This is a genomic window from Candidatus Tumulicola sp. (assembly GCA_035601835.1).
Lineage (GTDB): Bacteria > Vulcanimicrobiota > Vulcanimicrobiia > Eremiobacterales > Eremiobacteraceae > DATNNM01.
In genome coordinates, this window is the sequence record DATNNM010000013.1 from 37,377 (window position 1) to 57,388 (window position 20,012).

At 63.5% G+C, this 20,012-nt stretch carries 19 protein-coding genes, 3 tRNA genes, 1 other RNA gene and 1 pseudogene; 17 read left to right on the forward strand and 7 right to left on the reverse strand.

Features of this window, described 5'->3' with window-relative positions:
• Positions 1 to 37: 37 nt before the first annotated feature.
• Positions 38 to 442, forward strand: a complete 405-nt coding sequence (locus VN934_09065) for a DUF2203 domain-containing protein (GenBank protein HXM18952.1) — start codon at positions 38 to 40, stop codon at positions 440 to 442.
• A 36-nt stretch (positions 443 to 478) separates the two neighbouring features.
• Positions 479 to 872: RNase P RNA component class A (gene rnpB, locus VN934_09070), an RNA gene on the forward strand.
• A 24-nt stretch (positions 873 to 896) separates the two neighbouring features.
• Here rnpB and VN934_09075 read toward each other — a convergent pair.
• On the reverse strand, positions 897 to 2,075 hold the full coding sequence (locus VN934_09075; protein HXM18953.1) for a DUF2600 family protein: 1,179 nt from the start codon (positions 2,073 to 2,075) through the stop codon (positions 897 to 899).
• Complete coding sequence (locus tag VN934_09080) at positions 1,988 to 2,233, reverse strand: hypothetical protein (GenBank protein ID HXM18954.1); 246 nt, start codon at positions 2,231 to 2,233, stop codon at positions 1,988 to 1,990. The genes VN934_09075 and VN934_09080 overlap by 88 nt, the downstream gene beginning before the upstream one ends.
• Before the next feature lie 40 nt (positions 2,234 to 2,273).
• Between VN934_09080 and VN934_09085 the strand changes: the two genes are divergently transcribed.
• The 4 genes from VN934_09085 to VN934_09100 all read left to right on the forward strand — a co-directional run bounded on the left by VN934_09085 (position 2,274) and on the right by VN934_09100 (position 6,577).
• Positions 2,274 to 4,778, forward strand: a complete 2,505-nt coding sequence (locus VN934_09085; protein HXM18955.1) for a zinc-dependent metalloprotease — start codon at positions 2,274 to 2,276, stop codon at positions 4,776 to 4,778.
• A 28-nt stretch (positions 4,779 to 4,806) separates the two neighbouring features.
• On the forward strand, positions 4,807 to 5,241 hold the full coding sequence (locus VN934_09090; protein HXM18956.1) for a GNAT family N-acetyltransferase: 435 nt from the start codon (positions 4,807 to 4,809) through the stop codon (positions 5,239 to 5,241).
• Positions 5,228 to 5,728: a PaaI family thioesterase gene (locus VN934_09095; protein ID HXM18957.1), complete on the forward strand. Its 501-nt coding sequence runs from the start codon at positions 5,228 to 5,230 to the stop codon at positions 5,726 to 5,728. The genes VN934_09090 and VN934_09095 overlap by 14 nt, the downstream gene beginning before the upstream one ends.
• Before the next feature lie 318 nt (positions 5,729 to 6,046).
• Positions 6,047 to 6,577 carry a hypothetical protein gene (locus VN934_09100; protein HXM18958.1) on the forward strand — a complete coding sequence of 177 codons (531 nt, stop codon included), beginning with the start codon at positions 6,047 to 6,049 and terminating at the stop codon, positions 6,575 to 6,577.
• 10 nt (positions 6,578 to 6,587) lie between these two features.
• Here the strand turns inward: VN934_09100 and VN934_09105 are convergent, their stop codons facing one another.
• The 3 genes from VN934_09105 to VN934_09115 form a co-directional block, all read right to left on the reverse strand.
• Positions 6,588 to 7,514 carry an NHL repeat-containing protein gene (locus VN934_09105; GenBank protein ID HXM18959.1) on the reverse strand — a complete coding sequence of 309 codons (927 nt, stop codon included), beginning with the start codon at positions 7,512 to 7,514 and terminating at the stop codon, positions 6,588 to 6,590.
• 91 nt (positions 7,515 to 7,605) lie between these two features.
• A tRNA-Ala gene (locus VN934_09110) sits at positions 7,606 to 7,681 on the reverse strand.
• A gap of 46 nt (positions 7,682 to 7,727) precedes the next feature.
• Positions 7,728 to 8,183 (reverse strand): DUF4352 domain-containing protein, encoded by a 456-nt coding sequence (locus tag VN934_09115; protein ID HXM18960.1) that lies wholly within the window; start codon positions 8,181 to 8,183, stop codon positions 7,728 to 7,730.
• A gap of 153 nt (positions 8,184 to 8,336) precedes the next feature.
• Here VN934_09115 and VN934_09120 point away from each other — a divergent pair, with 153 nt between their 5' ends.
• The gene (locus tag VN934_09120) at positions 8,337 to 9,905 is read left to right on the forward strand and encodes an APC family permease (GenBank protein ID HXM18961.1); all 1,569 of its coding nucleotides are present in this window, start codon (positions 8,337 to 8,339) and stop codon (positions 9,903 to 9,905) included.
• A gap of 11 nt (positions 9,906 to 9,916) precedes the next feature.
• Entirely contained in the window at positions 9,917 to 11,290 is a 1,374-nt protein-coding gene (locus tag VN934_09125) for an NAD-dependent succinate-semialdehyde dehydrogenase (GenBank protein HXM18962.1), read from the forward strand.
• A 42-nt stretch (positions 11,291 to 11,332) separates the two neighbouring features.
• On the opposite strand, the gene VN934_09130 is transcribed toward VN934_09125, so the two are convergent.
• A tRNA-Ala gene (locus tag VN934_09130) sits at positions 11,333 to 11,405 on the reverse strand.
• Positions 11,406 to 11,510: 105 nt separating this feature from the next.
• Here VN934_09130 and VN934_09135 point away from each other — a divergent pair.
• Positions 11,511 to 11,587: transfer RNA gene (locus VN934_09135), tRNA-Ile, on the forward strand.
• Between the two features lie 176 nt (positions 11,588 to 11,763).
• Here the strand turns inward: VN934_09135 and VN934_09140 are convergent.
• A complete protein-coding gene (locus tag VN934_09140) occupies positions 11,764 to 12,057 on the reverse strand; it encodes a hypothetical protein (protein HXM18963.1) in 294 nt (97 codons plus the stop codon).
• A 187-nt stretch (positions 12,058 to 12,244) separates the two neighbouring features.
• Here VN934_09140 and rpmE point away from each other — a divergent pair.
• The 8 genes and pseudogenes from rpmE (at position 12,245) to VN934_09180 (ending at position 19,882) form a co-directional block, all read left to right on the forward strand.
• Positions 12,245 to 12,436, forward strand: a pseudogene (gene rpmE, locus VN934_09145) (50S ribosomal protein L31).
• Between the two features lie 483 nt (positions 12,437 to 12,919).
• Positions 12,920 to 14,008, forward strand: coding sequence for a peptide chain release factor 1 (gene prfA / locus VN934_09150; protein ID HXM18964.1), 1,089 nt, complete (start codon positions 12,920 to 12,922; stop codon positions 14,006 to 14,008).
• On the forward strand, positions 13,995 to 14,852 hold the full coding sequence (gene prmC, locus VN934_09155; protein HXM18965.1) for a peptide chain release factor N(5)-glutamine methyltransferase: 858 nt from the start codon (positions 13,995 to 13,997) through the stop codon (positions 14,850 to 14,852). Before prfA ends, prmC begins: the two co-directional genes overlap by 14 nt.
• Complete coding sequence (gene hemF, locus VN934_09160; protein HXM18966.1) at positions 14,849 to 15,748, forward strand: oxygen-dependent coproporphyrinogen oxidase; 900 nt, start codon at positions 14,849 to 14,851, stop codon at positions 15,746 to 15,748. The genes prmC and hemF overlap by 4 nt, the downstream gene beginning before the upstream one ends.
• A 30-nt stretch (positions 15,749 to 15,778) precedes the next feature.
• Positions 15,779 to 16,210, forward strand: coding sequence for an OsmC family protein (locus VN934_09165; GenBank protein ID HXM18967.1), 432 nt, complete (start codon positions 15,779 to 15,781; stop codon positions 16,208 to 16,210).
• A gap of 128 nt (positions 16,211 to 16,338) precedes the next feature.
• The gene (locus VN934_09170) at positions 16,339 to 17,985 is read left to right on the forward strand and encodes a CTP synthase (GenBank protein HXM18968.1); all 1,647 of its coding nucleotides are present in this window, start codon (positions 16,339 to 16,341) and stop codon (positions 17,983 to 17,985) included.
• 23 nt (positions 17,986 to 18,008) lie between these two features.
• Entirely contained in the window at positions 18,009 to 18,767 is a 759-nt protein-coding gene (locus VN934_09175; protein HXM18969.1) for a glycosyltransferase family 2 protein, read from the forward strand.
• Entirely contained in the window at positions 18,764 to 19,882 is a 1,119-nt protein-coding gene (locus VN934_09180; GenBank protein ID HXM18970.1) for a glycosyltransferase family 1 protein, read from the forward strand. The genes VN934_09175 and VN934_09180 overlap by 4 nt, the downstream gene beginning before the upstream one ends.
• Positions 19,883 to 20,012 lie beyond the last annotated feature (130 nt).

Genomic DNA, 20,012 nt, shown 5'->3' on the forward strand with positions numbered 1-20,012 from the left:
AAAACAGCCTGCATCGCCACCGAAAAGGTCGCCATTTTTGAAGATCTTCAGACTCGAAGAAGCTACCGCGCTCTTGCCCATCATCCGGCCGATGCTGGAGCGCCTGGTTCAACGCAGGCGCGATCACGCTATCGCACTGCTCGAGGCCGGCGTCGCGCGCGGGTTCGAGCCGGAGGAAGGCGGATCTCCGCGCGCGCTCGTCCGTGAAGATCAGACGCGTGCACTGCGCGACGAAGTGACGCGCCTGGTGGAGGCGATCCAGCGACACGGCTGCACCCTCAAAGATATGGATCTGGGTTTGGTGGATTTCCCCGCGCTGCGCGGCGGTCAGCTCGTGAATCTCTGCTGGAAGATGGACGAGGCGCAGGTCGGGTTCTGGCATGCGACCGATGAGGGTTTTGCTTCGCGTAAATCCTTATCGCGCCGCCGCGACGCCAAATAGTCCCCCTTATCCCTTTTTATGCTATAATGCCTTGGCCGAGCACGCCGGGCGATCGCAGGGCCGACGAAAGTCGGGCTTGAGGAAAGTCCGGGCTCCATCGGGCAGTGGTGCCAGCTAACGGCTGGTCGGGGCGACTCGAAGGAAAGTGCCACAGAAACAAACCGCCGCATGGAGTGCGGCCGAAAGGTCGCGCCTCAAGCGGTAAGGGTGAAATGGTGCGGTAAGAGCGCACCGGCAGTGCCGAGAGGCATTGGCCGGGCAAACCCCACCTGGAGCAAGACGGATGGGATCGCCGATTTCGGCGCGGGCTGCCCGCCCGACCCCACTTATGTCGCATCAGCCGTCCGGTGACGGACGCCGCAGAGAGATGGTCGCCGCCGCTCCGTTAAGGAGCGTGCACAGAACCCGGCTTACAGGCGTGCCTCGGCAAAATCTAAACTCGGACTAGTAGTCCCTACGCTTTCGCGAGCCGCGCGTACAGGTCCAGCAGCGGGCGCATCATCGAGGTGCGCGCGCCCTGCATCGACCAGTCGATGCCGACGGCGCGCAGAACGTCCTCAGCGGTCAGGCGCAGCGGCGAGCGCAACGCAGCCGGCCTTGTGCAGTAATAACCGCACATCGCGCGCAGTGCAAAAATATGCCGCTCCGCGTCGTCAAGCCGCGCCGCCCTCGCGATCGCAGTTTTCGCGATCCGCACGATCCCGAAGCGCGCTTCGCTCTCGTCCGGGTAGCACGCGACGAAGTTGAGTTCACGGTGTTCGCGATCTTCGACCTGATCGATGAAGTAATCGAGCAAGATGTGCAGCCCGGAGACGTAGGGGAAATATGCCTCGTGCAGCGCGGCGACGCGCGCCGGCGTGCAGTCGGCGCTAGAGGCGGCGAACGCTAGCGCGAAGGTCGGCAGCGTCGACCCGCAGGCAGCAGCGCCTTCCCACCAGCGCAGATCAGGCGCCACGGAGGCGAACGCGGCCTCGCAACGGACTTCGCGTTCTCCCGGCGCGAGGTGCTTGAGAGCCTGCAGCTCCGCGTAGCGGGCGGTGACGTCGAGGATGGACTCACGTGCTTGTTCCAGCGCCGGAAGCGCGGCAAACGCCTGCTGTGATTCGCGCACGAGGCCGGCGAGATAGCCCGAATCGTGGTGATCGCGATGCCGGAAATAATCGCGCAAGGGCGCGCCGGGCGTGACCGCGTCGAGCAGCGCCTCGTGAAGCGCGCGGAAATCATCTTCGGCCTCGGCGCCGAGCCGATCGCACAGGTTGTCGAGATAATCCACCGCGGTCTCGTACGCCGCCACCAGCCGGACGTAGTGGCGCGCGGCCACGTCGCCGAGAAACGTGGCGAGAATGCAGCCGCCGTGGACGTGAAAGTCCTTGTGGCGCATGCTGGCAAGCGCCTCGCGCCGCACCGCGGGATCTTCGATGCGCGACGCCCGTGCACGCAGACGTCTCATTTCGGCGGCCGCCAGCGGTACAATCCGGGTCAGGAAGCCGAAGGCCAGCCCAGCAGTTTGCTTGTCCACGCTACGGGCTAGTACGACGCGTCCCGTCAGCCTTCCGCCAGATAGGGCGACGCGCGGCGCCCGTCGTAATGGCGTTGTACCGTCATCATTTTCGTGCGCGAGCACGGTCGCCACGTGCGCTGACGCATCAGGGCAACCAGAAGGACCCAAGGAGGCTCCAACTTGCGATACAGCGGTGCGGCAATTGCTGCAATTGCCACTCTTGTTTTCGTCGTTTCAATCTGCGCGCCGGCGACCGCCGCAGACACCATTAGAGCGATTCCGATCTCCATAACGCCCGTACCGACGCAAGGCTCCGCTGCCGAGGGCGCCATGCCGTACGAGAAATTCACCGACGGCGCCACGGCCCAACACGGCCTTTTCACGGTCTGGCGCAAGGCCGGCAAGGTGTCGTTGGAGATCGCGCCGACGCAGCTCGACACGAACTACCTCATGGTGCCGACCCTGGTCAACGGCGTGGACGCGTCGAAGTTCCTGGTGTCCGGCATCCCCTTCGGATCGTGGCTGATCCAGTTCCATAAAGCCGGCGACCGCATCGTCACGACGGAGCAAAACCCCTACGGCAAGGCGCGTCCGAACTCCGCGGCGGCGCTGAGCGTCGCGTCGTCATACCCGGCATCCGTGATCAGTGCCGACGGCATCACGGCGATCGATAAGGCGACCGGCAACATCGTGTTCCCCGCAGACGTCTTCTTGAGCGATATCATCGATGTCACCAACCAAATCAACTTCAACACCTCAAATCCACAAGCGCACTACAACCTCAGCCCGCGCTTGAGCTATTTCGGTCCGACAAAGGCGTTCCCCAAGAATGTCGAGCTGGAATCCGATTTGACGATGTCCTCGTCGGTGCCTGACAACATCGACGTGGTGCCGGACGCGCGCAGTCTGTTCTTGCGCGTGCACTACAGCCTGCTGGAATTGCCTGACGAGAACTACCGCGCGAGGCTCGCGGATGATCGCATGGGCTATTTCCTCACGGCCCGGCGCCAGTACGACAACTACAAGACCGACACCAGTTTCGTGCGCTACATCAACCGCTGGCGCGTCGAAAAAGCCGATCCGACCGCGCGTGTGTCGCCGGCCAAGAACCCGATCGTGTTCTACCTGCTCGACGAGGTGCCCGATCAATATCGCGCGCCGCTGCGCGATGCGATGCTCGAGTGGAACAAGGCGTTCGAGGCCATCGGCATCACGCATGCGATCGAAGTGCGCCAACAGCCCGCCGACCCGAACTGGGATCCGGATGACGCGCGCTACTCGATCGTGCGCTGGGCCACGACGGACATCCCGGCATTCGGCGCCGCCGGACCATCGATCACCAACCCGCTGACGGGCGAGATCTTCCGCGGTGAGGTGATCATGGACGCGAACATCGCGCGCTCGTTCGGCGTGAACTACAATGAGATCATCCAGCCGACGACCGCGCGCACGCCAGCGCAAGACCTTGCATGTCAATTGCGTGACTGCGACTTCGCCGCGGAGGCGATCCAGCAGATGAGCTGGGGCTTCCTGGCGCTGTCGTTGGATGGCAAACTCGCGTCGGGCGGCAGCTACCCCGACTGGTACGTGAACGACGGCATCAAGAGCATCATGCTTCACGAGTTCGGGCACACGCTCGGGCTGCGTCATAATTTCCAAAGCCATAACGTCTACAGCCTCGCGCAGGTGCGGAACAAGGCTTTCACGCGCTCGCACGGGATCGTGGGCTCGGTGATGGAGTACACCCCGGTCAACCTGTCGCCGCACGGCAAGCCGCAAGGCGATTTCTTCCAGACCCTGATCGGCCCGTGGGATTACTTCCAGATACGATACGGATACCAGCCGATCGCGGCGAGTTCGACCGAAGGCGAGAAGCCCGTGCTCGATTCGATCGCAGCCCAGTCCACTAAGCCGGAGCTGACCTACGCGACGGACGAAGACGTTTCGTGGAACAGCGGTTTTGCCACCGACCCGCGAGCGGTGCAGTTCGAGCTGAGCAACGACGCGCTCTCGTACGCGGAGGGGGTGCTGTCGATCGACCGACGCTTGCTCGACAGCCTCGCATCGCGCCGGCCGCTGCAGGGCCGCAGCTACGCGGACGTGCGGCGCGATATAGTCACCATCATGAACAGTTGGGGACGCTATACGCTGTTCGCGACGCGCTATATCGGAGCGGAGCACTTCACGCGCAACCACCGCGGCGACCCCAACGCGAAGATCCCGTTCACGCCGGTGGCTCGCGCGGAGGAGCGCCGGGCTTACGAGCTGCTTGACAAATACGCGTTCAGCGACAATGCGATGAGAGTTTCTCCGACGCTGTTGAACAGCGCCGGTGACAGCCGCTATTCGCACTGGGAAACCGACGTCAACGGAGCGGGGCGGCTCGACTTCCCGTACGAGGAGAGCGCGCTGCTGCTGCAATCGAGGCTGCTCCGCTTGATGTTCCAACCCGCGGTGCTTTCGCGACTGGTCAGTCTCGAATCGCGCACGACCTCACGCGGTCAGACGATGAGCATCAGCGACCTGTACGACTGGACGGACTCGAGCATCTACGGAGATCTTTCGCGTGGGGGCTTGTCAAGCGTGAACTCGATCCACCGCGCGGTGCAACACCGTTACGCGGAGATACTCGCGCACATCTTGCTCAAACCCGACCCGGGAACGCCGTCGGATGCGCGCGCGCTGGCGCGCTACCATCTCGCGTCGCTCTCAGAGCGGATCACGGCGGCACTGCACCGCAACAATCTGGACGAGGTGACCACCGCCAATCTGCTGGATATCCGGACGCTGGCGGATCGCGCCATCTCCGCCCAGATCACGATCCCCCCACAATAGGAGACTTCGTTCTCACTATTGTGACCGCGTGAACGTTGAACTCTCACGGGCCACGCCCGACGATCTCGACTTCGTCGTCGGCCTCGACGCGATGGTCCCGGGAACCCCGCGAGCGGACGAATGGTATCGCGCGCAGATCGCGGCCGGCACTTGCACCATCGCGCGCATCGACGGCCAGCGCGTCGGATACTCGATCGTGCATCGCGGGTTTTTCCGGCGCGATTTCATGTCGATGCTCGTGGTGCGACCCGAGTTCCGGCGGCGCGGCGTCGCCCGCGCGCTCTTCGCAGATGCCGAAAGGCGCTGTGATGGAGACGTCTTCACCTCCACCAATGAATCGAATGTCCGGATGCAGAACGTGCTCGAACGGTTGGGATACGAGCGCAGCGGTCACATCGACAACATCGACCCGGGTGATCGGGAACTCATCTATTATAAGCGAGTGCAGCTTGAAGACGTTTAAGGGCGAGCCCAAGACCCTGACGGTGACCTGGTACAGCCCAGATCGCGAGCGCGACCGCGCGATGAGCGGGCTCGAGTGGCTGAAGGCGGTTCAAAGCGGCGAGATGCCGCCGCCGCCGATGGCGGCGCTCATGGGCATCGATCGCATCGTCGAGGTCGAGCCCGGGCGCGTGGTGTTCTCGGCGCCGATCGGCGGGCATCTGTATAACGGCGGCGGCGTGGTCCATGGTGGCTTTGCGGCCACGCTGTTCGATACGGCGCTCGGCACGGCGATCTTCTCGAAACTTCCGGCCGGCGTCGGTTGCACGACGACTGACCTGCACGTGCGTTACCTCAAGGCGCTGACCGTGAAGACCGGCCGCGTGTTCTGCGAAGCAAAGGTGATACACGTGGGCCGCTCGACCGCGACGGCCGAGGCGCGCCTGACGGACGAAAACGGCGTGCTGTACGCCCACGCGACCACCGCCTGCGCTATCCTGCGGGAATGACGGCCTAGCTTTCAGCTTTAGTTCTTGGCCCAGAAATCGGCGGACGTCAGGACCGGTACGATTTCAAAGTCGATCAAGTCGTCCCAGCGGCGGACCCAAAGGTCTATTGCCCCTTTATCGGGTGCTTCCATGACCTGGAAGCAGCGAGCGCCGACTGAGTCCACCCAGCTGGCGTGGTAAAGGACCCCTTCGGGCAGCGTTCGCCGATCCGAATCGTATCGCCATGCTTGAAGCGTTCGACGACCATGAATAGCATGCCGAAATGTTTTAGAGGATAATGGGGTCCGACCCTACGTAGCGAACGTGCCAAATGTGACGATGAGCGTTGCGGACTGGATCGGTTTGATCGGTGGAATCGCGGGCCTTCTGGGTGCGATTCTCTCGTTTATCGCCTACCGCCGTGATGCAGCACGCCTCCTTATCAAAGTCAGGCGCGACACGCGAATGACGAGCCCTGGGGCTGATGAGAAAGTTCGCAGCACGCTGGCTAAGTACGGGATGAGCCCCCCGGCGGGTTTGGACTACGGCGACTCCGACACGCCTTGGATACTCGTCGAGGCCGTCAACGTGGGTCGAAGACCGATCAAGCTGGAAAAGGTGGGACTCGTAACGACCGAAACGCCGCCCTACCGCAACTTTGCGGACTTTCTGCCGCAAGTATTGCACGAAGCACAAAACGTTCAGCAAACCATCGACCAGTCAAAGCTCGCGACGACAATCGTTAGAGCGGGCTTCGTCGTGGACGGCGCGGGGCGCAGTCACTATGGCGGGTTCCCGAGCACGTGGGGCGGAGCAGTGGATCGCCTTCGGGCCACCTTTGGCTTTAAGCCCTTCACGCGCTATCCATGAAACGACTGCTTTAAAAGGCCACGCCCACGGGGAACGAGAGTCCGGTGTTTGCGCCGCTGATCGTAGCAATGGGCGTGGCGTTGCCGCTCGCACCTGCGGCATAGACCGTGACGCTATTGTTGCCGGGGTTTGCGACGTAGATTTTGCCTGCGGCATCGAGAGCTACGCCTTGGGGGCCATGAAGTCCGGTGTTTGCGCCGCTGATCGTGAACGATGGAAAGACATTGGTAGTGCCGGAAAAACCAGTAGGGTAAACCGTGATGCTGTCGTTACCTGAATTGGCGACGTAGATGAAGCCGGCTTGGACGGCCACGGCCACGGGGCTACTGAGTCCGGTGTTCCCGCCGCCGATGGTCGCAGTGGGAAAGACGTTGCCGCTTGCGGCGGGGGCAAAGATCTTGATATTGCTGGGAGCGTTGGCGACGTAGATATTGCCAATGGCATCGAGGGCCACCCCGACGGGGCCACTGAGTCCGGTGTTTGCGCCGCTGATGGTGGCGCTGGGGGCGGCGTTGACGCTGCCCGTGAAACCGGTCGGGTAAACCGTAATACTATTGCCGGCGGAATTGGCGACGTAGATGAAGCCGGCTTGGACGGCGACGCCGTAGGGGCGATTGAGCCCCGTGCTCGCGCCGATGTAAGTGGCAACCGGAGTGGCGTTGCCGTTTGCACCCGCGGCGAGGACAACGATGCGGTTGCCATCGGAATTGGCGACGTAGAGGAGGCCATTGTTGACTGCCACGCCGGTAGGCGTAAGGAAATTGGTGGCTGCGCCATTGATGGTGGCGCTAGGCGCGACGTTCCCGGTTGCGCCCGCGGTGTAGCTAGTGACACTGTTGCCGTTGGAATTGCCGACGTAGAAGGGTTTGGGTGTCGGATTATTGCCGGGCGACGATGGAGTGCCGGATCCGCTCGTGCATCCGGCGAGCGCTGTCACCCAAAGAGTAAGCCCCAAGGCACAGCAAAAGCTTCGAAGCTGAGACAAAGGCGGCATGACCACTCCCTTGCAGGTTATAACGAGTTTGTTATGGTGGAGGATAACGGGGTCGAACCGTTGACCTCTTGCATGCCATGCAAGCGCTCTACCAACTGAGCTAATCCCCCGAGACTTTCGCTATTCACGCACTGGCCGTGGCGCTCCCGCCACGCGTCACTTGATCGTGGTGGTGCCGCGACCGATGATCGCGTTTGTCCCCGACATTGAAAGCTCGATCGGCCCAGTATAGCCGGCCGGCAGATTGAAGTACATGGTCGCCTGTGCGGTTTGACCCGGATCGAGCGTGTCCGGAGTGCACTTATCTTCAGCCGACGTGTCGGCGGCGATCACCGAGCCGTCGGTGAGTTTCACCGTGAACACAGATGAATCGCAGAAAACGGAATCCTTCGCGTTGTTTTGCAAGCTGAAGCCGAGGCGCAGGAGGTTGGGACCTGCGGTGGTCACGCTGACGTCGCTGAACTGAAACGCCACCTCGTTGCGAAACGGCATGGGCGCCTGAGAGGCCTGCGCGGCGCCGCCGCTGGCTGTGTCTTTCTTCGCGCATCCGTCCGCCTCGGCCACAATGCTGAGCAGGAGCGCAATGGCAACGAGCGACCCTCTGGTATGCATGAGTTGTTCTCCCTGCGGCACTTTCGTTCGAGCGCACCAAGCGATTTCCTCGGCGGACGCTGGTCTGGCATGCGACGCGGGAAAACCCCGTGAGCGCGCGAATGCCGGGAAAACTCATGCAGGCGCCGATGGAATCCCGCTCGCGGAGGCTGCGTGGCTAAGAGCCAAGCGGATCTCCGTCGTGCGGTCACGACGTGGGGATCGTATTCGTGGGGATACGCGGATATCGGCGCCGACATCTATGTGGCGCTTGGTGCCGTCGTCGGCGTCGCCGCCGGGGCGTCGAACATCGTGTTCGCGTTCGCCGGCATCGTCTACGTCTGCATCGGCTTGGCGTACACGGAGCTCGCAGCGGCGTACCCCATCGCCGGCGGCGGCTGTTTCTTCGTCACCCGCGCCCTCGGGGACCTGATGGGTTTCATCGCAGGCTGGGCGGTGCTGCTCGACTTCACCATCGACATCAGCCTCTTCGCATGGTTCACGATCGGGTATGTCAGCTCGCCGAAGTTGATCCCGTGGCTGGCCGAACCGGCCCACCACAACTGGTACTTCGCCTGCGTCGTCGCCGTGGCCGCGTTCCTCACGTGGCTCAACGTCAGCGGCGTCCGGCACTCGTCGCGCGTGAACGAGCTCGTGGCCGCCGTCGATATCTGCGCCGAAACATTCATCCTGGCATGCGGGTTCGTGCTGGCCTGGCATCCGCAAGTGCTAATCCATACGATGCAGATGAACTGGCCGTCGACCGACGATTTGCTCAAAGGTGTTTCCTTCGCGATCGTGTCGTTCGTCGGGCTCGAGAGCATCTCACAGGCGGCCGAAGAGACGCAGCGGCCGTCGAGGATCATGCCGAGGACGTCCGTCGCCCTCATCCTCACGATCTTGATTTTTGCGTTGTCATACTCCAATCTGGTGCTGGGCCTCCCCGGCGTGACGGATGAGCACGGCACGACAACGCCGCTCTTCGCGGTCCTCGGTAACACGCAGAACAACGACAAGGCGATCGCGGTTCTCGCCGCCACCCTGCCGTACGTCGGCTCGGTGTTGGCCTACTTCGTACCCATGATCGGCGCACTGCTGCTGATGATTTCCAGCAATTCTGGAGTCTACGGCGCGTCGCGGATCGCGTATTCGATGGGCAAGCATGAACTGCTCCCCGCATGGTTTCAGAAGGTCAATCGCAACACGCGTACGCCCGTGCTGACGATCCTCGTCTTCTCGGGAGTGGCATTCATCGAACTCATCGCTGCGTACTTGCAGGGCGACCGGGCGATCAGCTTCCTGCTCGATCTGTACGCATTCGGTGCGGCGCTCTCGTACACGCTCGTCTTCGTCGCGCTCATGACGCTGCGATTCACCGACACAGCGGCGCCGCGTCCCTTCCGCATGCCGCTCAACGTCAAGATGACGATCGGCGGGCGCCATGGCGACGTATCGCTCTTGTCGGTCGTTGGGCTGCTCGGCATCTTTTCGATTTTGATCTTCACGCTGCTGACGCACCCGGTGGGACGAATCGCCGGTCCGACCTGGGTGCTTTTCGGAATCATCTTCTTTGCGATCTGGCGCTCCCGGACGAGACGGCCCGTCTTGGGCAGCGTGCCGCGTAACTGGCAGACGTTGCATCAAGATACCCTTGCGAGCGCCGGCGAACTGGAGATGCTCGACGAGTATCGGGCGGCGCTCGCCAAACAGAAAAAGCAGGCGGCCACGCCTGCGGAGATGTAAAAGCGCCGGCCATGCCCATCGCAAGCGTCAACCCGGCAACGGGGCAGGTCCTCAAGACCTTCGATGCGCTCACGCCGGCGCAGCTCGATGAGAAACTGAACCGGGCGCGCGCTGCCTTCGGGGCACATCGAACGACCTCGCACGCCCAACGCAGCGCGTGGCTCGCGCGCGCAGGCCAGCTCCTCGACGACGGCAAGCGCCGCTACGGTGAGCTGCTCACTACCGAGATGGGCAAGACGCTGAAGCAGGCGATCGCGGAGGTCGAGAAGTGCGCGTGGGCGTGTCGTTATTACGCGGAGAACGCCGAACGCTTCCTCGCGGATGAAGCCGTTGCGACCGACGCCGCGCGCAGTTTCGTGCGCTACCAGCCGCTCGGCGTGGTGCTTGCGATCATGCCCTGGAACTTCCCGTTTTGGCAGGTCTTCCGATTTGCCGCGCCGGCGCTTGCGGCGGGCAATGTCGGTCTGCTCAAACATGCGTCGAATGTGCCCCAAGCCGCCCTCGCGATCGAAGACGTCCTGCGCCAGGCCGGATTTGCCGAGGGCTGTTTCCAGACGCTGCTGATCGGTTCGGACGCGGTGGAAAACGTGATCGCGGACGAACGCGTGAGCGCGGTGACGCTGACCGGCAGCAATGCCGCCGGCAGCAGCGTGGCAGCCGCGGCTGGCAAGCATGTGAAGAAGAGCGTGCTCGAGCTCGGCGGCAGCGATCCGTTCGTCGTGTTGGCCAGCGCCGATCTCGACGCGGCGGTGGCGACCGCAGTCAGCGCGCGCACCATCAACAACGGTCAATCGTGCATCGCAGCAAAGCGTTTCATCATCCAAGAGAGCATCGCCGATGAGTTCGAGCGCCGCTTCGTCGAGCGTTTCAAGAAACTACGCGTCGGCGATCCCATGGACGAGGCGACCGACATCGGACCGCTCGTGAACCAAGCCGCAGTGGAGACGCTCGAGAGACAGGTCGCGGCGTTCGTCAAAGCGGGCGGCCGAGTGCTGACGGGCGGCAAGCGCATAGCTCGCGCCGGATTCTTCTACGAAGCCACGATCATCGGGAACACGCCTCGCGATCGCACGCTCGAAGGTGAAGAGATTTTTGGGCCCGTCGCGCTCGTGTTCCGCGCGCGCGATCTCGCCGACGCCGTCGCCATCGCCAATGAAACGCCATTCGGCCTGGGTGCCAGCGCTTGGACGCGCGACAAGGCGGAAGAAGAGCGACTCATCAGCGGCATCGATGCGGGCTCGGTGTTCATCAATGGCATGGTCAAGTCGGACCCGCGCCTGCCGTTCGGCGGCGTGAAAGCGTCTGGCTACGGAAGAGAACTTGGCGTTCTTGGGATTCGCGAATTCGTCAACGCGAAGGCGGTCTGGATCGGCCCCGCCACCTAAACCGAAGCGAAAAACGTAGCGTTCCGAGCGAAGCTCGGAATGTGGAGGATAGCGGATTCGAACCGCTGACCTCATGCTTGCAAAGCACGCGCTCTACCAACTGAGCTAATCCCCCAAGCTGTTCGAAGTTTCGACGCGCGTAGGAGTTTTCTCCCGTTCGGCGCTCCTCGCGCAACGGCAGGGCGCGCACACGGAGCGCAGAATGAAAGTGTTTCGACGCGGGCGATTAGCTCAGGTGGTTAGAGCGCATCCCTGATAAGGATGAGGTCCGAGGTTCGAGTCCTCGATCGCCCACCAACGCTACACGGACCTAAAGGTCCGTGGCTACAGTTTAGGACGTCCGAGCTTCGCTCGGAACGCTACATTTCTTAGCGAGAACGCGGCGCGGCCATGGCTTTTAGACCATGGCCGTTGCAGGGGGACGACGGTACTTCCGGGGCTAAAGCCCCGGCACTACAATTCCGGCATTCAAATTACTGGCCGCGGATGAGACCGATCCACTCCTTCGTGATCTTGTCGTCGATCTTGCGATCGGTCATGTCGAGATCTTCAAGCAAACTGCGCTCGCGCATGCGCTCGGAGCGCTCTTGAATCGCCTCGTTGAACACCTCGCTGCGGTCATCCATGACCGCCTGATGTTGCAGTTGACGGGCTTGCAGCATGAGCTGGTGCGCTTCATCCATGGCCAGCATGGTGCTTTGGGCAGCATCGACGCCCTTTTGGGTGATCAAAGAAAGGGCGGTGCCCGCGAGCGGTATCCAAGCCATCGGAGGTCTCCTATCCGGGGCTAAAGCCCCGGCACTACATGGATTTGCGCATTACATCACGCGCGGCGTGGCGCCGTCTAGGCCCCTCTTGCCAACTGTGCTATACTATCGCTTGGCGCACGTGGCCGGATGCGGGACAAAATTGTCGCCGATGCACCGGCCGGGCAGCGCCGCAGAGAGGATACTAGTGAAAGAGAAGATCCACCCCAAGTGGTTTACAGCCACGGTGGTTTGCGCGTGCGGCAACACGTTCACCACAGGCTCAACCGTCGAGAAGCTCCACGTCGAGATCTGTTCGGCGTGCCACCCGTTCTTCACGGGCAAGCAAAAATTTGTCGATACCGAGGGCCGCGTCGAGAAGTTCATGACCAAGTACGGCACGGTCGAGAGCCAAAAGACGAAGAAGACCAGAGCTGCCGAGGAAGCCAAAGTCAAAAAGGCGGCGCAGGACGCCGCCGAAGCAGAGGCCGGCAAAGCGGTAGCCGTCGCTGCAGCTCAGGAAACCGCGCGCAAGGCCGCGGCCGAGAAGGCGGCGCAGACGCGCTCCGAAGCCGTCGAAGCCATAGAAGAGGCGGTCGATGCCGTCGCCACCGCTGAGGCCGTCGTCGAAGAGGCGGTCGAGGAGGCCGAATCCGCAGAAGCTGCAGCGCCAAAAGCAAAGGCGAAGAAATCAGTCAAGGCCACGAGCGCGAAAGCAGCGGCGCCGAAGAAAGCAGCGGCGCCGAAGAAGCCCAAGGCTGTGGCCAAGAAGACCGCGGCCGAGCCCAAAGCGAAGAAGGTCGCGGCGAAGACGAAATCGCCGAAGTCGAAATAAACTTCGCGCGATCATCGCAGCCGCGGCTAACCCGCGGCACGTATTGACATGGACCAAACACGAACACTCGATGCTCGCTTACGAGCGATCGAAGCGCGTTTCGAGGAAATCGAAAGCAAAGTCGCCGCGCTCGGCAGCGCCTTTGACGCGGACGAGTATCGGCGCCTCTCCAAGGAGCGCGCCGCGCTCGAGCCGATCGTCAACGCGCGGCGCGAGCAGCTGCGCCTTGGCGCCCAGCTCACTGAAACCGAAGCGATGACCCGCGACAGCGATCAGGCGATCGCCGATATGGCGCGCGCCGAGGTAGCCTCCCTGCGCGATCAGGTCGCCTCGAACGAAACGCTGCTGCGCGCGCTGCTGGTGCCAAAAGATCCAAACGACGATAAGGACATCTTTGTCGAGATCCGCGCCGGCACCGGCGGCGACGAAGCAAGCCTGTTCGGCGGCGATCTGCTGCGCATGTACCTCAAATTCGCGGAGGCGCATCGCTTGCGCACGGAGATCGTGAGTTCGAGCGAGAGCGGAGCCGGCGGTTATAAGGAAGTCATCTTCGCGGCGCGCGGCAAGGGCGCGTATCGGCTCTTCAAACACGAAAGCGGCGTGCACCGGGTGCAACGCGTGCCGGCCACTGAGGCGAGCGGCAGGATCCACACGTCGACCGCGACGGTGGCGGTGTTGCCCGACGCCGAGAGCGTGGAGATCGAGATCAACCCGGCTGATCTGCAGATCGATACCTATCGCGCGCAAGGCGCCGGCGGCCAGCACGTCAACAAGACTGAATCGGCGGTGCGCATCACGCACAAGCCGAGCGGCGTGGTCGTCTCCTGCCAAGAGGAGCGCTCGCAGCTGCAAAACCGGGAACGGGCGCTCCAACTGCTGCGCGCGCACCTGTATGAGAAGCAGCTGCGCGAGCAGGAAGCGGCGACTGCGAGTGCGCGCCGTTCGCAAGTCGGGACCGGCGACCGCAGCGAGAAGATCAGAACGTATAATTTTCCGCAGGACCGTTTGACCGATCACCGCATCGGACTCTCGACCGGCAATCTCAAAGCCATCCTCTCAGGCGACCTCGATAATGTGGTAGAGGCGCTGCTCGCCGAAGAGGAGCGCAAGCGTCTGGCCGGCGATGCCGTCGCTTGATGCCGTCACGATCGCCGGCGCCATGGAGGCGTGCCGCCGGCGATTGCTCGGAGTTTCGGATACGCCGGCGCTGGATGCCCGTGTGCTGGCGAGTCACGTCATCGGACTCGATGCTTCAGCGCTTATCGCCTATGGCGACAGCCGGCTGGACGGACGCCGGCGCGATGCGCTCATGGCCCTAGCCGAACGCCGCGCGCGCGGCGAGCCGATCGCCTACATCGTCGGCTCGAAAGAGTTCTGCGGACTCAAAATCGCGGTGAACCGAAAGGCGCTGGTGCCGCGTCCAGAAACCGAAGAACTCGTGATGGCCGTCGTGGCTGATTGGCCGGGCAGATCCGCCGAGATCGTCGACGTCGGCACGGGCAGCGGAGCCGTGGCCTGCGCCCTGGCGTACCACCTGAGCGACGCGCGCGTGACCGCCACGGATTCGAGCGCCGACGCGCTCGACGTCGCGCGCCAGAACGTCGATCAGCTCGGCCTCGAGGATCGCGTCTCGTTGGTGCTCGGCGATCTCTTCGACGCCGTCGCGCCGGATCAGCGGTTTGACGCGATCGTCGCAAATCTACCCTACGTGCGCGAAGCTGATCCCGAGCTTCATGAGGATGTCCGGGCGTTCGAGCCGCATCAAGCGCTCTTCGCAGGCGCCGACGGCTTGGACGTCTACCGCCGTTTGTTCGCCGCGGCGCCCCGGCATCTCGCGCCCGGCGGCAGGGTCTATTGCGAATGCGGACCCTCGACTGCGGACGGGCTGCTGAAGATCGCCCGCCGTGCTTTTCCGGCGGCGCAGGTCGAACTGCGCCCCGACGCAAGCGGCCGAGCCCGCATGGTCATCGCCGGCACGTGAGCGGGACGAGCACCGCCACGCCGCTTGCCAAACGCGCGCAGGAATATTTCGAAAATCTGCAGCGTCGGCTCGTGGTGGCGCTGGAAACGATGGACGGCGGCGCGCGTTTCCGCGCCGACCGCTGGGAGCGCGCGGAAGGCGGTGGCGGGCTCACCCAGATTCTAAGCGGCGGAGCGCTGTTCGAGAAGGCAGGCGTGAACACGTCGGCCGTATGGGGCGATTTCGACGCTGCGGCGCTCAGCAAGCTCGGCGGAAGCCAACGGCGCTTCTTCGCCGCCGGAGTGTCGCTCGTACTGCATCCTGACAATCCGATGGTGCCGACCGTGCACGCCAACTTCCGCTATCTCGAGCGCGGCGACGACGCGTGGTTCGGCGGCGGGAGCGATCTCACGCCGTATTATCCATATAAGGAGGACGTCGCGCACTTCCACCGCACCTGGCGCGACGTGTGCGATCGTTTCGATCCGGCGTACTATCCGCGCTTCAAGCGCTGGTGCGACGAGTATTTCTACCTTCCGCACCGAAAGGAGGCGCGCGGCGTCGGGGGCATCTTCTTCGACGACCTGCGCGGCGATCCCGAAGAGACCTTCGCATTCGTGCGGGCGTGCGGTGATACGTTCATGGACGCCTATGCGCCGATCGCGTCGCGCCGGCGCGGTGAATCTTACGGCGAGCGCGAGCGGCTCTTTCAAGCGTACCGGCGCGGGCGCTACGTGGAATTCAACCTGCTGTACGATCGGGGCACCTCCTTCGGCCTCGCGACGCACGGGCGCACGGAATCGATTCTGATGTCGCTGCCGCCGCTGGCGAGGTGGGATTACGGCTGGCAGCCTGAAGCGGGCAGCCGCGAAGAACAAGCGATGACTTTTTTCCAGCCGCACGAGTGGCTGGTGTAAGCACCCGTCAAGGAAACGAAAGGAAAGCACATGCCGGTCAGGACAGGCGATGCGGTTTGGCAGGGCGATTTGCGCGGCGGTAAGGGAAGCGTCAGTCTCGGAAGCGGAGCGTATCAAGGCGCGTACTCGTTCAGCTCGCGCTTCGAGCAAGGCACGGGGACGAATCCGGAGGAGCTGATCGCGGCGGCTCACGCCGCGTGCTTCTCGATGGCGCTCGCAGGGCGCCTCGCGGGGGCAGGTCATGTCCCCGAACGGGTCCACACGAAAGCTTCCGTGCACATCGAGAAGGTCGGCGATAGCTTCGGCATCACAAAGATCGAGCTGGCCACCGAGGTATCAGTCCCCGGCCTCGATGCGCAGGCGTTCCAGGCACACGCCGACGCGGCCAAGAGCGGATGCCCCGTGTCCAAGGCGCTGGCCGCCGTGCCGATCAGCCTGGACGCGAAGCTCGTAGCCTCGTAGCAAAAGGAGACCAATGCCACCGGGCGAATATACAAGTACATGATTTGCGTCCAGGTGAAGGTTCACCGCGCACGACACGATGAGACCCGCGTCGCAGGCGACCGGGTCTTCGTCTTTGTAAGGCCGTCATGAGCAAGTACATTTTCTTCACCGGCGGCGTGGCGTCGTCGCTCGGCAAAGGCATCGCGGCGTCCTCGCTGGGCCGGCTGCTGAAAAGCCGCGGCGTCGCGGTCAGCATCCAGAAGCTGGACCCGTATATCAACGTCGACGCCGGCACGATGAACCCGTATCAGCACGGCGAGGTCTTCGTCACCGAAGACGGCGCGGAAAGCGACCTGGATCTAGGGCACTACGAGCGCTTCATCGACGAGAACCTGACGCGCTTGCACAACGTGACCACGGGCCAGATCTACGGCGCGGTGATCGACAAGGAACGGCGCGGCGACTATCTCGGCGCGACGGTGCAGGTCATCCCGCACATCACCAACGAGATCAAGGACCGCATCAAGCGCGTCGCCATGGCGAGCAACGCTGAGGTCTGCGTGGTCGAGGTCGGGGGCACGGTGGGCGACATCGAATCGCTGCCGTTCCTCGAAGCGATCCGCCAGTTCAAGCAAGACATCGGCGACGAGAACGTCATGTACATGCACCTCACGCTGATCCCACATTTGGGCGCAGCGGACGAACTCAAGACCAAACCGACGCAACATTCCGTCCGCGACCTGCGCGCGATCGGCATTCAGCCCGACGCGATCCTGTGCCGCACCGAGTATCCGCTGACGCCCGAGATCAAGCAGAAGATCGCGCTGTTCTGCGACGTCAAGCCGAGCGCGGTCGTGCAGTGCCGCGACGCTCAAAGCATTTATCAAGTGCCCCTCAACCTCGAGGCCGAGGGCTTGGCGGAACTGGCATGCCGGAAGCTCGGGCTCGGAGATCGAGAGCTCGACTTGGAGGAATGGCGCGCGGTCGTACGCCGCATCCAACGCCCCAAGGAGACCGTGCGCGTGGCGCTGGTCGGCAAGTACGTGGAGCTGAAGGACGCGTACATCTCGATCAACGAGGCGCTCTACCACGCTGGCATCGCCCACAGCGCGGCGGTGGAAGTGCTGCGCGTCGACTCCGAGGCTTTGGAGGAGCGCGGCGTGGCCGCGCTGGCCGGCGCCAGCGGCATTCTTGTGGCACCCGGCTTCGGCGCGCGCGGCATCAAGGGCAAACTCGCCGCCATCAGGCACGCGCGCGAGATGAAGGTGCCCTTCCTTGGGATCTGCTATGGCATGCAGCTGGCGTGCGTCGAGTTCGCGCGCAACGTCTGCGGCCTGGAAGCCGCGCACACCCGCGAGGTGGAGCCCGACACGCCGCACCCGGTCATCGACTTCATGGAGAACCAGCGCAACCTGCAGACCATGGGTGGAACCATGCGACTTGGCGCCTACCCGTGTTCGCTCACGCCCGGCAGCCTCGCGCACAAAGCGTATGGCGAGACGGAGATCAGCGAGCGGCATCGCCATCGTTTTGAGTTCAACAACCAGTATCGCGAGATATTCGAAAGCCATGGCATGCGCTTCTCCGGCCAATATCTCGCCGCGGATCTGGTCGAGATCATCGAACTGCCCTCGCACCCCTGGTTCGTGGGGACGCAGGCGCATCCGGAATTCAAATCGCGGCCGACCCGGCCGGCGCCGCTGTACAACGGCTTCATGCAAGCCTGCATCGAATACGCCCGAGCGCACGGGGCTGAGGGCAGCGGAGAGTCGGTCGCCCGCATCGGTGCCTAGTACTTTCGCGTAGAAAGATCTTCGTGGATTTCTCTGACGTCACGTTCGTCATATTGACGTACAACGAAGCTGCGCGCATCGGCGACTGCCTTGCGGCATTGCCGGCGGGCGCTCGCGCATTGGTGTACGATGCGCTATCCGTCGATGCGACGGCGGCCATCGCGCAGCAGCATGGAGCACAAGTCCTGAAGGTTCCGTGGCAAGGATTTGCGCGCGCGAAAGAGGCGGCAGCGGCCCACGTGAAAACGCCCTGGACCTTCGTGCTCGACGCTGATGAACGCGTCTCGAAGGAACTTGCGCAGGAGATAGCGCTCTTGCCGATGCCGGCGGACGCGACGGGCTACTCGATCCCGCGCCGCAATTATTTCTGCGGTCGCTGGATCCGTGGCGCTGGTTGGTGGCCCGATCGACTGGTGCGGCTTTTCCGCACCGGGCGCGCCCGTATTAAGGCGCGCGGAGGGAAAACGGAGTATGCGCTGCACGAGGCTTGGGTGGCCGACGGAGCGACCGTCGAGCTTCAAGGCGTTCTCGAACATCATTCATACGCAAGCCTTGAGGAATACCGCGCGCGCTTTTCGCGCTATACGTCCCTGGAGGCCCAGCACGGACGGTCGACCTTGCTCGACGTGCTCGGCGCGTGGTGCGTCGTACCGTTGCGCGCCGTCTGGCTCGCAGTCGTGCGCGCGGGCATCCTCGATGGCTGGCGCGGGCTGTACGTGAGCTGGTGGAGCGCGCTTTACCCGGCGGTGGTCGCCACCAAGGCTTGGCGTAGGGCCCGATGACGGGCGGCCTGGTCGTACTCGATGCGCGACTGACGCGCCAGATGTCCGTCGGCATGAAGGCGTACGTGCGTGAATTGGCGATGCGCTTGCCGGCGGTCGCCCCGGACCTGCGCTTCACCGTAGTGACCAACGCAGATCTGCGGGTCGGTCCCGGCGCCAGCCTCCAGCGCGTGAGCGAACGCATGGCCAGCAATGCATCGCTGGCCGAGCAGATCGCTCTGCCTCGGCTGCTTCGGCGTCTGCGCCCCGCCGAGCGCGATCGCCCGTGCATCGCGCACTACATGTCGGTGTACGCGCCGCGCTGGTCGCCGCTGCCGCACCTCTATACGATCCACGATCTCATCCACTTGCGATATCCGGAATACTTCTCGTGGAAGATCCGCCTGTACTACCGTTTCGTGGTGAGCCCGGTCGCGCGCGGCTCGCGCGCGGTCCTCACCGATGCGAAGGCGACTCTGCCTGATCTCGAGCGCTTCCTCGGAGTCGCGCCGGCCGGCGTCCGGGTCGTACCGCTCGGCGTCGACGACCGGTTTCGCCTTGATGAGGCGCAGCGAGCGTCCTTCGCCGCCGAGGCTAAGGTGCGTCTCGGCCTCACGCAACCGTACTTCCTGTACGCCGGCAATCACCGCGCGCACAAGAATCTTGAGACGCTCGCGCGCGCATGGCAGCAAATCAAGCAACCGTGCGACCTGGTGGTGACGGAAGACGCTCCTTTTGCGTTTGATATAGATAGGTACCCGCGAGAAAACGGACGAATTGTGCGCCCCGGTCACGTAGAAGTCGACCTCTTGTCGCGTTTGTACGCCGGATGCGCGGCGGCGGTGCAGCCCTCGCTCTATGAAGGCTTTGGGCTGTCCGCGGTGGAGGCCATGGCTGCCGGTGCACCGGTCATCGTCGCGGAAACGCCCGCGTTGCTCGAGGTCGCAGGGGATGCCGCGCTCACCTTTCCCCCGCGTGACGCCGAGGCGCTGAGCTTGGCACTAGTCGCAGCCCTCGCCGGCGGCGAAGCGCTCGAGGGGATGCGCGCCCGGGGCCGGCAGCGGGCAGCGAGCTATACTTGGGATGCGACGGCGCGTTTGACCGCGCAGGTCTATCGGGAAGTGTTGGAGGGATGATCGTCCGGACCGGATCGGCACGAAACGCTTTGGCAGCCGCCTTGATCGCCGCGGTGACTGCGCTCGCCCCGGCGCTCGCCGACACCAGCGTGGTCGTCGTCAACGGCGTGCATCTGCAGCGCGCTGATTT